Here is a 15,409-nt window from a genome sequence, read left to right on the forward strand (position 1 = left end):
GGCGCACTACAGTGCGCCAACAACGAGTTAAAGAATACCAGTTAGAGCTGTTTCTTTACCTGCGCCACGATGTCGGCCTTGGAACGCAGGCCAACGAACTCATCGACCTTCTCGCCGTCCTTGAAAATCAGCACAGATGGGATGGACATGATCTGGAACATGGCGCCCAAAGTGCGTTCTTCATCCACGTTGACCTTTACTACGGAGACGTCCTCACCGAGTTCTTCGGCAACCTCTTCGAGGATTGGGGACAGCTTCTTACACGGACCACACCATTCGGCCCAGAAGTCCACGACGACTGGCTTGGCTGCCTCTACGACGTCAGCGCGGAAGGAATCAGTAGTGACGTTCTTAATGTTGCTCATGTGATTACTAACGGTTCTCGGCGAGGAAATGTTCCGCATCAATGGCCGCGCGGCAGCCGGAGCCCGCAGCGGTGATGGCCTGCTGGTAGTGGTCATCCACCAAGTCACCACAGGCAAAGACACCTGGCAGCGAGGTCTTAGTGGAGGGCTGCTGTACCACCACGTAGCCAGCCTCATCGGTCTCTACCTGGCCGTTGAGGAAGCCGGAGCGCGGGTCGTGGCCAATGGCCACGAACATGGCGGTCAGATCTAGCGCGCTGGTCTCACCGGTCAGCACGTTCTTGACTTCGAGAGCACCGACCTTGCCGTCCTTCTCCAGGACGCGCTCGACGGTGGTGTTGGTCAGCCACTTGATCTTTGGGTTCTCCTTGGCGCGCTCCAGCATGATCTTGGAGGCGCGGAAGTTCTCCGAGCGGTGAATAATGGTGACGGTCTCGGCGAACTTGGTGAGGAAGGTGGCCTCTTCCATGGCGGAATCGCCACCGCCGACGACGGCGATGTTGTGGTCCTTGAAGAAGAAGCCATCGCAGGTGGCACACGCCGACACGCCGCGGCCGGTCAGCTCAGATTCGCCCGGAATACCCAGATAGCGCGGAGCGGCACCGGTAGCGAGGATGACAGCGCGGGCTTCATAAACCTCGTCGCCCACGTGCAGCTTCTTCACCTCGCCTTCGAGCTCGATGGAATCTACAACTTCCATGCGCAGGTCGGCACCGAAGCGGATGGCCTGGGCGCGCATCTCTTCCATGAGCTCAGGGCCCATGATTCCCTTCTGGAAGCCTGGGTAGTTCTCTACCTCGGTGGTGTTCATGAGTTCGCCACCGTATTCAAAGCCCTCGAAGACGATGGGATTGAGTTCGGCGCGTGCTGCGTAGAGCGCTGCGGTATAGCCGGCAGGGCCGGAGCCGACGATGGCGACATCGTGGATAGTCACTAAAAACTCCCTTGAAACGATTCTTTTTAAGTAAGACTCAGATTCTACTCGCCCTCAGTCTATCGCCGCACGCAACACTTGCCGAGCTCGAGCTCGCCGTGACTTCACCGTGCCAGGTGCCACGCCTTGCACCTTAGCCACCGTATCGATGGGATAACCTGCAACGTCGGTGAGGTACAGCGCCTCGCGCTGGTCTTGGCGCAAAGTTTCCATCGCTTGGGCCACCGTGATGCGTTCCGCCAGGTTTTCGCTGGGGTTGTGCGCGAGCGCATAGTTGCGGTCATCCTCAATGATTTCTGCATCGAGGGAGGCGTTTTCCCGGTTGGAGCGATGGTTGAGGAAGTCATAGCCGGAGTTCATCACCAGCCGGTGCAGCCACGTGCTCAGGGTGGCATCGTGCCGGTAGGAGGCCATGTTGCAGCTGGCCTTGAGCAGGGCCTCCTGCACAATGTCCTGCGCATCATCATCGTTGCGTGTATAGCGTCGCGCCATGGCGGTCAGGCGCGCGCGGTGCTTTTCGACGATTGCCGAAAAGGCCTTGGTATCTCCACCAATGAAGGCGTCGACGAGTTCACGATCGGTCGGCTGTGCTGACACTAAGAATCCCCCCGGAAACTTGAGCAATGACAAGTGGGTCAACACAGTCCCCGGCCGAAGCCGATGGTTTGTGATTGTCCCCCCGTTAATGTGTCTGCGAGTTTACGGGAAGATTCTGCTGTCCGCTACGCGAAGCGTCTCACGTGCCGCGCTTACTGCGCGGCACGGACACGGTGCGCACGACGCAGCGCATCCTGGCATTCCAGCAGCACGCGGCGAAGTGCACGCGGACGTTCGCTGCTCAAGAATTCTCTGGTAGCGGCATCGGCCATTGCGAGATCCGGGTAGAGGCCGCGCACCAGGCGGTTAGCAATCTCGATGGGGTGTTCCTCCCAGAGCGTCGCCAGAGAATCGAAATACTCCTGAGCAAAGGCCTCGGTGAGGTGGGCTGAGCGCGGTGCGTTAAACGCCGCGAGCAGGGAATCCACCTCCGCGTTGGAGTACTTACCCGGCGTGCGCACGAGGTCGAAGACTTCGCGTTTGACCTCGGCAGATGGGAAGGCGTGGGAGGCACCCAGGTAGGCGGCGGCACCGGTGAGGGTGTTATCGCGCTCCTTCTCTTCTTCCAGCTCCTCGGCGCTGACGGCATCGCGGGCGGCCAAGGCGCGGAGGATGGCCCAGCGAATATCCGGGTCGAGGGCGAGGCCGTCGAGGGAGCCGTCGTAAAGCGCACGCAGGCGCTGCGTGCCGGATTCCTCCGGGGTGGCCGCGAGTGCCTGGATGGTGGCGCGTGCGAAGGTGAGCTGCGCGTCGGAACCAGCCGGGGCGCCTTGCAGCACCGCCCACAGCCGCTCGGCATAATCGGAGCGAATCTCCTCGCGTTCTTCCTGGCCAACGAAGTGGTCGATGGCATAGCCTGCATTGGCAAAGGCCGTGGTCAGTAGCGTCGGGTTGGACTCCGCCGGAGCGTGCTTCAGCACGGTGTCGAGGTAGGAGCGCACCGGCCACTCGCCATCGCGGGTGAGGTTCCACAGGGAGGTCCAGATGACCGCTCGGGAGAGCTCATCCGGAACGTCAGACAGGCGTGTGCGGATGGTCTTCAAGGAGGTCTCGTCGAAGCGGACCTTGGCGTAGGTGTGGTCGCCGTCGTTCAGCAGCAACAACGCCGGTGCCTGAAGCCCAGAAGCCTCGTCGAGGATAGTGCGCTCGCCCTCCAGATCGACGTCGAGGGTGGCGTACTTTGTGAGGGAGTTATCGAACAGCGCCACGTTGAGGCGGTGCGGGCGCGTGGTGTCCTCGGCTTCCACCGTGATGGCGAGCTCGTGGATCTTGTCGCCATCCGTGTGCAGCTCCGGGGTCAGCGTGTCCGGGCCCCAGGTACGCAGCCACGCGGTGGACCAGGCGTCGAGGTCGCGGTCGGTGTGCTTCTTCAGGGCCTTAAGCAGGTCCTCGAAGGTGGCGGCAGCAAAGGCGTGCTCCTGGAAGTAGTCGCGCGCACCGGCGTAGAAGTTCTCGCGGCCCACGTAGTGCACCAGCTGCTTGAGCACCGCAGCGCCCTTGGCATACGTAATTCCGTCGAAGTTCTGGCGCGCGGCATCGACGTCTGGGATCTCCGCCTTGATCGGGTGCGTGGTGGGCAGCTGATCCTGTAGGTAGGCCCAGTTCTTGCGCTGGCCGGCGAAGTTGACCCAGGCCTCGGTGTACTCGGTGGCATGCACCGAGGAATCCGCGCCCATGAACTCCGCGAAGGATTCCTTGAGCCACAGGTCATCCCACCACTGCGGGGTGACCAGGTCACCGAACCACATGTGCGACATCTCGTGCAGGATCGTATTCGTGCGCCCGGCATGCTGCGCGCGGGTGGCGGCGGAACGGAAGAGGTAATGCTCCGTAAAGGTCACGAGGCCGGGGTTCTCCATGGCACCCAGGTTGTATTCCGGCACGAAGATGGAATCATACTTGCCCCACGGGTAGGGATAACCAAAGTTGTTGTGGAAGAAGTCCATGCCCTGTGCGGTGACCTGCAGGATTTCATCATCCAGGTATTCCGCCATGGAGGCGCGGGCGAAGGCGCGCAGCTTCACGTCGAGGGAGCCATCGGGTGCAGTCCAAGTGCTGTGCTTCTCGACGTACGGCCCCGCCGCAAACGCCGTCAGATACGTCGACAACAGCGGGGTCGGTGCAAAGTGCGCTACTTCCCCACCCTCGGTCTTCTCGCGGCTGACCTCCGGTTGGTTACTGAGCAGCTGCCAGCCTTCCGGGCCGGTGAGGTGCACCTCGTAGCTGGCCTTGAGGTCCGGCTGGTCAAAGCAGGGGAAGATGCGGCGGGCATCAGATGGCTCGAGGTGCGAGTAGAGGTACGTGGTGTCATCGGCCTGGTCGTGCATGCGGTGCAGCCCCTGGCCGGTGCGGGAGTAATAGGAGGAGCCGGTGATCTCCACGGTGAGCTCCTCCCCCACTGGAAGGTTGCTCAGGTAAACCCGTCCGCCGTCGAAGGTGTTCTCCACCTCCTCGCCGTTGACGTGCACTGTATGCACGGCCTTGCCCAAGTAATCCACGAAGGTCTCGTGCTCGGTGGTGGTGAAGCTAATGCGCGAGGTGACCTCGTAAGAGTCGGCGTCGCTCGGCGCGCTCGTGACGTCGAGGTATAGCTTGTAGGTGCTCAGGCGCAGCGCGGCGCTGCGGGCGGAAGCTTCTGCATGGGTGAGGTTTGCGGTAGTCATGCGCTACATCTTAAACCTCGCTGCGGTGTGTATCACAGGGTGGTCATGAAAGAATCCACCGCGTGTTGGGGCCGCGCTGTGGGCCATCAGGATCGATGCGCGCTTGCCCTATAGTCCGCAGGTGGCGCAGTATTCCCGTGACAATTGCCCGGTCTACTCCCAGTTCTTCGGCGACTTCGCGCGTGGTCAGTGCAGCTCTTTCTTTGAGTTGAGCCAGGATCCAATCCTGAACGGAGGTCGCTGCAATGTGTCCTTCTATGTGAAGCCCCATCAGCGATCGGGCTTTTGTGGTAAGTATCCACTCTCGAGCTTCCCGTAGTTGTTCTACGAAACCGAGGCTCTCATACCACCGAAGCGTATCCGCAGCCTGATCTTCGCTGACTTGCATGAGTTGGGCAGCAGTGTGGCACAGCAGGATCTGGTTGTCCATAAGGTGACGGGCAATGATGAGACCATTGACGCTGTCGAAAGGCTCAGCGCCGAAAGCACCTTTGAGTTCGGTCAAGGACTTAACGAACGCGGTGTCAACGCGCCCAGAAGACAAAGTAACTTCGACGAAGGATTCTTCGGCGCGAAGTTCCGGAATATTGCGACCACTTGACAGCATGGATGCCCACATGCGGTCGAATCCACGGGAGGATTCCTCTGCTAACCCCAGCATCCTTAACGCCGTCATAAGGCGGGGATTGCGGGGAATTGATTGTGTTGTGAGAACTCGATCGCGTTGTACACCTGTGGGAAGACCACCCGGTGACCATACAGAGAAGGCTATGGGAGATTGGTCGATGACTACTGCAGCCGATGCGTCCCAGTCGCGATGGGCTAAGGCATTAGAGACAAGCTCGTCGACAGCGGTGTCTGGGAAAGCCTTGATCGATACTTCTTGACCCGTGGCAAGGGCGATCCGCTCCACTTCTTGCTGGGCATTGACTCGAATTAGCTCTTTCAACCGCAAGTATGTGGTGATGAGGGGCGCAGAGATTTCTGTTGTTCTCGGCTCACCGCCAGGGACAAGACGGAGGAGATGTCGGACCGTGACTTGCTGGGATACCGGAGGCATGAAAAGGATTTCGGCCGCGTATGTGGGGTTTTGTGAGCCATCGAGCAGCCCTAGTTCTCCCAAAAGTTCGCGGGCTGTTGCGGGAACAGGTTCTTGGGAACCGGACATTGCCCTCGCTTGGGCTAGGAGGTGTCGGGCCTGGTCGACGGCCGTCATATCGAGTTCCTCAAGTCCTCGCCGGGAGGGGTGAGCGGTGTAATCCGGGTTGGCGCGTTCAAAAAAGAGTGCGCGGCGTTGATACTCGGTGAGCGGTACGCAGCGAGTGCCAACTCGCTTGCTTGCCTGTCCCTTCGGACGCTGATATAGCGTGATGCCACGGGGAACGCGCAAAACGATGAGCCGGGCTCCGCACCACTCCAGTTCTTCTGCTTCGACGTGGATGTTGGGCTGAGTTCCTTCAAAGATCTTTCTTATGAGCCAGTCCAGTTCCCGCTGGGTGCCTGTAAATGCCTCTGGCCCAGATTTCTTGTCTGCGACTCCAAGCACAATGAAAGCGTTCCCGTTATCGGCATTGGAAAAGCACACGGCTTCATCGATGAGGAATTCAACAAGGGTTGCGTCTGGGTTGCGATTTCGTGGGTGGACTGCAGGGTCTTCTTTAAAATCGAGAATCTCGGATTCCAGGCTATCGGCGGTTGCGCCGGTTTCAATCGAGCGCAGTGCCTGGATGATGAAGTCGAGTTCGTCCTCTCTCATGGCCCCGTAGTGTAGCAGAGTTGTTTCAAACAACTCTGCAACAACTAATAAACAACTATTGACTAATATGGCAGCTTTTGACGCAGGCTAATTCTCAAAAGTGCAGGCCACAGCGTTGTGCGAGTTGTTGAGGAGTTGTTTTAGAGTTGTTTATTACTCCATTGATGTGCCTCCAGTTGTTAAAAAGTTGTTGCCCGCAGTGCCGGAATGGGCATTACGGGCAACAACTTAGAACTACTTCCTACGGCGAGGTTTCTCGCTTGATGGCTTACTGTTTGATGGCAGAGACCTCGAGCTCGATCTTGATCTCCTCGGAGACCAGTACGCCGCCGGTCTTCAGCGGAGCGTTGAAGTCGATGCCGAAGTCGGTGCGGTTAATGGAGGTCTTAGCCTCGAAGCCCAAGCGGGTGTTGCCGAAGGGATCCTCGGCCACGCCGGTGTCTTCTACCTTGAAATCAACGGACTTGGTGGTGCCCTTGATGGTGAGATCACCGGTGACGGTGCCCTCGCCTGCCTCGTTAACGTCGAACTTGGTCGCGGTGAAGGTCATCTCCGGGAACTTCTCAACATCGAAGAAGTCCTCATTCTTCACGTGTGCATCGCGGTCAGCGTTGTTGGTATCGATGGACGCCGTCTTCACCGTGGCGGTGGCGGCGGCGGAGTCAGTAATGTTCTCCCCTACGGTCAGGGTGCCTTCGAACTCGTTGAAGTTGCCGCGCACCTTGGTGACCATGGCGTGGCGGGCGACAAAGCCAATAGTGGTGTGTGCTGCGTCCAGTGCGTACGTTCCTGCAGTGATAGTCATGGGGGTTCCTCAGTTCTCTAGATTGTTGACGTGACAACAATAATTATACGCTCCGTGTCTTATCTGTAAAGGGAAGAAATCGCAAGAACAATAAAGCCCCAGACCTGGAACCCGAAACTTGCAGGTGGGCGTCGTCAAGCGCGTGGTGCGTCTGAGTCAGCACGCAGGGAGTTTCGGGATCGAGGTCTGGGGGAATGCGTGAGGTAGTGGGTTAGTTGGTGGGGATACCCACCAGGGTGGCCTCCTTCAATGTGACGGAACCGGACTTGGGCATGTCGGTGAAGACGATGAGGGCGCCGTCGAAGGCCACGGGCTTCTCCTTGAGCTCGATGTCTTGGCGCGCGTTCGTTAGCGTGCCGTGTGCGAGTTCAGTCAGCGTTGCGGTTTTAGGATCCGTGGGGTCAAAATCCTTGGTATTAACGCCATAGACCTCATACTTGGCGCCCGTGGACTTGCTCTGCTGAAGCGGTAGCGCGCGGAGTTGCGTGGGCTTGTCAATGCTGAGCAGGAGTCCAGTGTCTGCCTTCTTCGTGGACCACGAACCAGATACTTCCTTGCCCTCCGGAACGGAGGTGGTCTTCACGTTTTTCAGGAGCACCGGCGGCACGTTGGGGAATGAGGTTTCAGTAGTCGATTCGCTCTTCGTCATCACGGGGGAAGTCTTTTCATTTCCCACATGGGACAGGATCCACACGCTGAGCGCGGCCATCGCCACGACGAAGAGGGTAGCCAGCACGCCGAGCACGATGATGCCGGAGCCAGAGTAACCGCGGCCGCCGAAGCCCGGTGCAGGGCTCGGGTCCTCCTTGCGCGGGGTCTCTTCCACCGGTACCTGGAGGGTTTCCTCGCCGTCCTCGCCGTCGCCGGCGAAGGCCGCCAAGCGGTGGGCGATGTCCTCGAGATCGGAGTCCTGGCCCTCTTCGGCGTCGGCAGCGATCTCCTGCAGCACCTCCGGTGTTGGGCTAGTGGAGTCCACCAGGAGAGAGATTGCGGAGGCCAACGCCGAGCGGTCAGTTTCCTCAGCGTTGCTGTGCAGCACCGCGGGGAAGGCCAGGGTGGCAATGCCCTCGGTGGAGATGCGGATGCGGTTGCGGTTTTCAATGCCCAGCACGAGGTCCGCCGCATGGGCGGCAGCCGTGGTGCGCACCAGCGGGACCAAGGCGTGGGCCACGGCGCGCGGATCGAGGTCCTCATCCTCCGAGACCGTCTTCAGGGAGGTGCCCTCTACCCAGTCCGCCACGACGAGACAGCCCTGGCGGTAGGACAGGATGTCGATGTTTTCCGCCATGGCATCCAGTTTCATCTCCGCTAGGCGGCGCGTGGCGCGGGATACCTCCGCGGAGCGGCGGGCGGCTACCGCCGGGGTGGCCGGAGCCATGGGGGCCTCGCCCGTGGTGTCCACGAATGTCAGCGATACCACGCGGCCGGTAGCCTGCTCGCGGGCCTTCCAGAAGCGGGTACCCGGGGCAGAGCCATAGTCCTTGAGGAGGCGGAAGCGGCCATCGGAGACCGGGGCGCCAGGAACGAGGCGGGGTCCGCGCACGATACCGGCGGACATCGGCGGCGGCACCGGCGAAGAGTTGAAGGCATCCACGCTGAAGATCGGCTGGAACTCCAGCTGCTCTGGGGCTTCGACCTCGATGGCCTCGGCATGCTCGATCTTAATGATGCGGGACATGCCCGGGATGCGCTGCAGCTGGCGGCCTAGGTTGATGACCTCCGGCAAACCCGAGCGCGAGAGCACGATGCCGGTCACGATCACGAAGACCAGGCCCACGACGGCGAGCTTGAGCAGGTACACAAACGGCGGAACCTCGGCCGGGAGCACGAAGTTGATGCCGTAGTTGAAGGCGTAGGCAGCGACCAGGCCAACGATGGAGGCCAGCACCGACCACACGGTGGTGGCGATGACTGCGCGGCCGCCCAGGCTGCCCAGCTTGCGCTTGAGCAAGAAGCCGCCGATCACCGCGCCGGCCACGAAGCCGAAGCCGTTGGCAGTACCCAGAAGGATGACCACGCGGTCGGGGGAATCCGCCACGTGTGGGGCAAGCAGGGAGAGCACCACTTTGGTCAGCGTGATGCCGGCGATGATAAACGTCGGCGTCCACGCTTCTTCGCGGGCGTAGAACACGCGCAGGTGCAGCAGCACGAGGGCGTAGGGGATGAGGGTAAAGGCGGAGAAGCTCAGCGTGAGGCCGAGCAGTTCGGCCGCGTCGGCGTCGAAGGCGCCGTACTGGAAGAGGCCGCGGGCAATCGGGATGCCGAAGCCCGTCATGAAGATGACGATAGGAATCAGCGCGATAAACGTCAGCTTCGTGCCGAGCGTGAGATCCCGGACCACGGCCTTGACGTCACCGTCTGCGGCGTTGCGAGACAGACGCGGCATAATCGCGGTGAGTAGCGTGACGCCGATGACGCCATAGGGCACTTGCAGAAGCAGCCAGGCCTGCTGGTAGGTAAAGGGCGCGCCTTCATCCGCATGCGCCGCCACGCGGGAGGTGATGACGTAACCCAACTGGGAAATAGCCACATAGGCAACGATCGCCATGGCCATCCCACCGAATTGCTTCAGGCGGTCATCCAGGCCCCAGAGCGGCTTGAGGTTGATGCCCGCCTTCTTGAGATAAGGGAAGAGGATGAGGCATTGCACCACCACGCCGGCTGTTGTACCGAGCGCGAGGAGCAGCACGTGCCTGTCCGTGATCGGCGAGGGTGCATCGGGATGCAGACTGCCCGGCACCAGCTGGTAGGCCACGAGCACCGAAATCGAGATGATGTTATTGACCACTGGCGCCCACGCGCCCGGTCCAAAGATGTTCTTGGTATTGAGCACTGCTTGGAAGAGCGCGAAGAGTCCGTAGAAGAAGATCTGCGGCAGCAGCAAGTAGGCAAAGGAGGTCGCCTGCACGGCATTGACCTCGCCGTCTTCCGGCAGCATCATGCGCGTTAACTGCGGGGCAAAAATACAGGAAAGCACCGTGATCGTGGCCAACAGGGAGAAGGCCAGTGTGAAGAGGCGCCGGACAAAGTCTTCGCCGCGGTCGGCATCTTCCTTTTCCGCGCGCACCAGCACCGGAACCACGAGTGAGGTCAGCACCGCACCCAGCACGATCTCCGTGATGAGGTTGGGCAGCTGGTTCGCCGTGGTAAAGGCGGAGGAAATGGCCGGGCCAAGCGACGAGCCGATGAGCACGTTGCGAATGAAACCCGTGATGCGGGAAATCAACGTCGCAATGGCCATGGAGCCGGTCGCGCGGACGACGGCGCCGTCGGAGTTCTTTTCGCCACCGGACTCACTCGGGGCCGAGGCAGACTTGCCCTTCAGTCCCGAACGGTCCTCGAGTTCGTCGTCGACAGCGACGACGCCGCTCGGCGCGCGCTTTTCCGGGACCGGTGCCGGCGGCGAGGGCGTGACAATGCGTCGACGGGCACCAGACTTAGGTTCATGTGTCATTGAGAAAACTATCCGTGAGACTTCTTTTTCTTCCGCTTACCCAGACGGAACAGGGCAGCTAGGACGAGGGCGAGCGCGGCGATCGCGCCGACTCCATAGACGCTAACGATACCGGCACGCGTCTGCACCGTGATGTCGATTGGATCCGAAATCAGGTGCTCAGATGGTGTTGCAAGCCACAGGCGCAGCGACGTCTGGTCAGCGTTGCTGGGCAGGTCAGCGGTCATGGACACGGTAATGGATCCCTTGGCCGGGATGTGAATTATGTTCTGCGTGTTCAACGTGGCGCCGTCGGGGGCGTCATAAGCCAGGTGGGCGTCGACAGGCAGCGGCAGGCCGTTTTCCGCCACGATGAGCAGCGGCGATGACTCTGAGACGCGGGTATACACGTTGCCCGGTGGGATGAGGGATACGGAGGCGCGCAGCTCGCGAAGCATATCCGCGTTCTTCTCTAGGCGGGAGCGGCTTTGCTTCACCGAAGTCGGAAAGCCGTGCAGGCTGGAGCGGCCGGTCGCGCTGAGCGCCGTGAGCAGATCGTGGCGCAGAGGTGCTGTGAAGTCGTAGCGCGTCATGGCGATACCAGGGTCGTTGACCATGATGGACATCAACTCGTCGGTATAGCGTGCCTGCTGTGTTACCTGTGTGATTTCGGCGTCGTGAAAGGCTGAAGGGTCCGGGTAGGGGCTGCCGGGACTCCCACTGCCCTCCTCCACCTCTAGCGCGGTAACGGGGCGGGGTTCGAGGCGCCCAGAATCGAGGAGCCGCTGCGCTGCTTCCATCACCGCACGTGCGGCGGCAGGGTCCTGGTAATTCGGCAGTTTGGCCACGGTCTCCTCTTGTGCAGACGCCACGCTTATCGACGCCCCCGCCGTCAGCGCCCTCGCCTGTTCCGAATCGATCGAGAAGTCGTAGCGCAGCTCCGGGTTGGAGTACCCGGTGGTCTGCGGCTTCGATCCGGTTTGGGCCAAGAGTGCGCCGAGGGAGGCATCAAAGGTGGCGGCCTTGCCTGCCCACTCGGAATTATCCGCCACCAACAGCGGAACGGGCATCGCATGCTCGCTCGTCCCAGAGGCCGGCGCGGTGAGCTGCGTGCTGAGCGGGGCGCCGAGGATGCGCTCGATGGTGTCTGTGCCTTGCTCTACGGCCTCGTGGGTGAGCCACTCATTGCCCACTTTGGCTACGGCATCGGTGTCTGCGTTAGCCCACGGCATGAGCATGCGGCAGTCGACCTGTTTGAGCTTCTCCAGCCACGCGGCGGCATCCCGGGAACCCGCGCCGGGCGTGCCGCGATCGGAATCGGCGCTGTTAAACCAGGAATCACGCAGGCGAGTGGCGTGTTTGGCGGTAGAGGGGCGCGTCTCGTTGACGGTGTAACCGGCGGACATGCGGTCGGCGGCGTCGACAAGCGCGGGGTCCAAAGCCATGCAGCCGGAACCGTGCAGATCATGCTGCAGGTAGGCATCGAGCAGTTGGTCGAGCCGCCCGCCCGGGGAGAGCTGTTCCGCCAGCTGCTCGCTTTCTAAGATGAGCTCCTCGCCACCGGTATCCCCCGGCACCACGTCTACCTCGGCGGTGACAGGATAAACCAGCGAAAAGGAATGCTCGCTCTCGTCTTCGGGAGCCGATTCTTCTCCTTGGAAATCCAGGATTGTCCGCTCCTCCGCGAAACTGGCCGCCTGGCCGTCGCGGGTGCCGGTGAGCGTGAACAGGAGCGGGTAGGCGCCAGGTTCCGTGATGGCCAGCGTGGAGTCATCTCCTAACGCGGTGGGAACCTCCACGGTCAGTTCGCGGCTCTCCCCCGGTTCAAGCCTTCCTGCGCCGAGTGTCGCCCCATAATAAGGAAAGGATCCCGCAGCGAGCTCCTGACGGGCCTCCGTGGTGGAGCTCACGGCAGTGCTGCGCCGGGAGGTTATCTGCAAATCATCAACGGCGCTCTCGGTTGGGTTATGGATCCGCAGCTGGACTTTAAGCGTCTCCCCTACCCGCGCCTCCGTTGCGCTAAGCAGGCTGAGCTCCAGCTCGTCGGGACCGCGGGAGCCGAGCCAATAGTGGGAGTCAGTAATCCCAGTGTCGGGAGTTTGTGCCTGGGCCACGGGGACGGCGCAGCCCACCGCCAGCGCCGCGATGGCCGCCGCTGCGCGCCACCTCACCGTGGGGTCGCCTTTCCTGCGGCAGCTTCCTTTCGCGCGAGATCCGGGAGGAGGTCGTGGGCAATGCGAGCCAGCTTGCGCTCGTCCGCATAGGCCAAGTGTTCGATGAGCTCGGAGACCGGGATCCAGGACACCTCCGTGACCTCCGGGTCTTCGTCATTCATGATGCCGTCCACAAAACGCAGCAAATGGTGGTGCACGGTCTTGTGAATGCGTACGCCGTCGGAGACGAACCAATAATCAATCATGCCGAGGTCCGCGAAGACCTTGCCGTGGATTCCCGTTTCTTCCCAGACCTCGCGCTCAGCGGTGAGTTCCTTGGCCTCGCCATTTTCCACATGGCCCTTGGGCATGGACCACAGCAGGCGCCCGCGACGGTCCAGCCTGCCGATGAGCGCCACATAGATCTGGGACAGGTCCACGTTGCCGTCTTCGTCGACGGCCTCCGCCAATCCGGACACGACGAGTCCGCCTGCGGAGGTCTCATCCCGCGTGGTCATGCGGTTGGTGGACGTGCGCTGGGGGCGTCCCGTGCGGTGGTTCCGGTGGCCCGCGCCCCGCCGGCGGCGGCGTTTGGACCCTGGCGTGTTCTTAGTCATCCCTGCTAATCGTAGTAGACTTCGATCCGTGAATTTTCAGGACACTCAGCTAATCGGCGTTCTTGCCCGCGCGGACGCTACCGTCAGCCGGCTCAGTGGCCTCTTAAGCGGCCTGGTGGAGCGCTTTGCGCTTCACGACGCCCCCCTCTACCTCGTCGGCGGCTCCGTCCGCGATGCCCTACTTGGCCGTTTGGGCAACGATCTCGACTTCACCACTCCGGCTCGGCCCGACGTGGTCTATTCCATTCTCGAAGAGTGGGCGGAGACCGTGTGGGATACCGGCATTGACTTCGGTACGGTCTCGGCGGCTTATAAGGGCCAGCAGATTGAGATCACGACCTTCCGTTCCGATAGTTATGACGGGCAGTCCCGCAACCCCGAGGTCATGTACGGCGATACCCTCGAGGGCGATCTCGTGCGCCGCGATTTCAAGGTCAACGCCATGGCCATCGAGCTGCGCCCGGACGGCACCCGTGAATTCCACGATCCGATGGGCGGACTCGAGGACCTAGCGAACCGCATCCTCGATACCCCGGATGCGCCGGAGATTTCTTTCCATGATGATCCCCTGCGCATGCTTCGTGCTGCGCGGTTTGCGGCACAGTTGGAGTTTGACGTCGCCCAGCGCGTGCGCGATGCCATGGCCGACATGGCTGCTGAAATCCAGCGCATCACTGTGGAGCGCGTGCAAGTGGAGCTCAATAAGCTCATGTGCGGTGTCGCGCCGTGGAAGGGCATTGACCTGCTCGTTGACTCCGGTATTGCGGATTATGTTTTTCCGGAGATCCCGGCGTTGCGCATGGCCCCCGACGAGCACGCGCAGCACAAGGACGTGTACGCGCATTCGCTGACCGTGCTGCGCCAGGCTATGGAGCAAGAGGAGGACGGTCCCGACCTGATTCTGCGGTGGGCGGCACTGCTTCATGACATCGGCAAGCCGGATACCCGCGATACCACCGATGGCAAGGTTAGCTTCCATCACCACGAAGTGGTGGGCGCGAAGCTAACGCGCAAGCGCCTGCGCAAGCTGAAGTTCCCCAAGGCCACAACCGAAGACATCGGACAGCTGGTCTACCTGCATATGCGCTTCCACGGTTTTGGTGATGGCCAGTGGACAGATTCTGCTGTGCGCCGCTATGTCACCGATGCCGGTGATCTACTCCCGCGACTGCACAAACTCGTGCGCGCAGACTGCACCACCCGCAATGAGCGCAAGGCCCGCCGCCTTCAGCGCACCTACGATCAGCTGGAAGAGCGCATCGCGGATATCGCCGCCAAGGAGGATCTCGCTCGCGTACGTCCCGACCTCGACGGCAATGAGATCATGGAGATCCTCGGCCTTGAACCTGGTCCTGAAGTAGGCAAGGCCTGGTCTTATCTCAAGGAGCTGCGCCTCGAGGAAGGCCCGCTGGAGCGCGAGGTTGCTATTGCGAAGCTGCGCGAGTGGTGGAATTCTAGATAGGGATGTACGCAGACAGACTTTTCAACGCCCTCGAGCGCAATGATCCTGCCCCTGGCCAGCTCCTTGTGGCGGCTCCCGACGTCCTCGCGCCCCATTACAATCGCTCCGTTATCCTTATCACCGAGCAGCATGCCGGGCGTACCTATGGCGTGGACCTTACTAAGCGCTCCGAAGTCGCCGTTTTCAATGTCATGCCGGAGTGGTTACCTGTGGTTGCTAAGCCGCAGGCCCTCTACATCGGCGGACCGCACGACCAGCAGGCGGCCATCGGCGTGGCGCTAACCAAGCAGGGCGTGACCATTGAGAAGCAACCCTCGCTGAGCCGCCTTGCCCCGCGAGTGGCTCTCGTCGATCTGCGCGTGGGCCCCGATGCCGTCACCGAACTGGTGGAGGGAATGCGTCTTTTCGCCGGTCATGTCGAGTGGGGACCGGGCGAGCTCGAGGAAGAAATTGCTCGCGGCGACTGGTATGTGGCCCCTGCCCTGCCCCAGGATGTAGTCTCCTCGGGTTCTACAGATACGTGGTCGGATGTCATGCGCCGGCAGGCCATGCCCCTTCCGCTGTTTGCAACTTTCCCGCGCTATATCGATGAAGATAATTAGCGCTCTTCGTTTGCCTCTGCGC

General features: G+C 61.3%; 11 protein-coding genes. 2 read left to right on the forward strand and 9 right to left on the reverse strand.

The features are described from left to right. Positions 1–41 precede the first annotated feature (41 nt). The 9 genes from trxA to ABZS45_RS10625 all read right to left on the reverse strand — a co-directional run bounded on the left by trxA (position 42) and on the right by ABZS45_RS10625 (position 13,323). Positions 42–365, reverse strand: coding sequence for a thioredoxin (gene trxA / locus ABZS45_RS10585; RefSeq protein ID WP_412099782.1), 324 nt, complete (start codon positions 363–365; stop codon positions 42–44). A gap of 7 nt (positions 366–372) precedes the next feature. Further along, a complete protein-coding gene (gene trxB / locus ABZS45_RS10590; RefSeq protein WP_412099783.1) occupies positions 373–1,299 on the reverse strand; it encodes a thioredoxin-disulfide reductase in 927 nt (308 codons plus the stop codon). A gap of 54 nt (positions 1,300–1,353) precedes the next feature. Next, complete coding sequence (locus tag ABZS45_RS10595) at positions 1,354–1,896, reverse strand: sigma-70 family RNA polymerase sigma factor (protein ID WP_010188059.1); 543 nt, start codon at positions 1,894–1,896, stop codon at positions 1,354–1,356. Between the two features lie 152 nt (positions 1,897–2,048). Next, complete coding sequence (gene pepN, locus ABZS45_RS10600) at positions 2,049–4,559, reverse strand: aminopeptidase N (protein ID WP_412099784.1); 2,511 nt, start codon at positions 4,557–4,559, stop codon at positions 2,049–2,051. A gap of 43 nt (positions 4,560–4,602) precedes the next feature. Continuing rightward, the gene (locus tag ABZS45_RS10605; protein ID WP_412099785.1) at positions 4,603–6,315 is read right to left on the reverse strand and encodes an ATP-binding protein; all 1,713 of its coding nucleotides are present in this window, start codon (positions 6,313–6,315) and stop codon (positions 4,603–4,605) included. Between the two features lie 268 nt (positions 6,316–6,583). Then, on the reverse strand, positions 6,584–7,120 hold the full coding sequence (locus ABZS45_RS10610) for a YceI family protein (RefSeq protein WP_412099786.1): 537 nt from the start codon (positions 7,118–7,120) through the stop codon (positions 6,584–6,586). Positions 7,121–7,331: 211 nt separating this feature from the next. After that, a complete protein-coding gene (gene murJ / locus ABZS45_RS10615; protein WP_412099787.1) occupies positions 7,332–10,574 on the reverse strand; it encodes a murein biosynthesis integral membrane protein MurJ in 3,243 nt (1,080 codons plus the stop codon). Positions 10,575–10,582: 8 nt separating this feature from the next. Further along, positions 10,583–12,724 carry a hypothetical protein gene (locus ABZS45_RS10620; protein ID WP_412099788.1) on the reverse strand — a complete coding sequence of 714 codons (2,142 nt, stop codon included), beginning with the start codon at positions 12,722–12,724 and terminating at the stop codon, positions 10,583–10,585. Next, a complete protein-coding gene (locus tag ABZS45_RS10625; RefSeq protein WP_010188049.1) occupies positions 12,721–13,323 on the reverse strand; it encodes an NUDIX hydrolase in 603 nt (200 codons plus the stop codon). The genes ABZS45_RS10620 and ABZS45_RS10625 overlap by 4 nt, the downstream gene beginning before the upstream one ends. A 28-nt stretch (positions 13,324–13,351) precedes the next feature. Between ABZS45_RS10625 and ABZS45_RS10630 the strand changes: the two genes are divergently transcribed. Beyond that, on the forward strand, positions 13,352–14,785 hold the full coding sequence (locus tag ABZS45_RS10630; protein WP_412099790.1) for a CCA tRNA nucleotidyltransferase: 1,434 nt from the start codon (positions 13,352–13,354) through the stop codon (positions 14,783–14,785). A gap of 2 nt (positions 14,786–14,787) precedes the next feature. Next, on the forward strand, positions 14,788–15,387 hold the full coding sequence (locus ABZS45_RS10635) for a YqgE/AlgH family protein (protein WP_412099791.1): 600 nt from the start codon (positions 14,788–14,790) through the stop codon (positions 15,385–15,387). The last annotated feature ends 22 nt before the right edge of the window (positions 15,388–15,409 follow it).

The organism is Corynebacterium aurimucosum, assembly GCF_046895345.1.
In the GTDB taxonomy this organism is placed as follows: domain Bacteria; phylum Actinomycetota; class Actinomycetes; order Mycobacteriales; family Mycobacteriaceae; genus Corynebacterium; species Corynebacterium aurimucosum_G.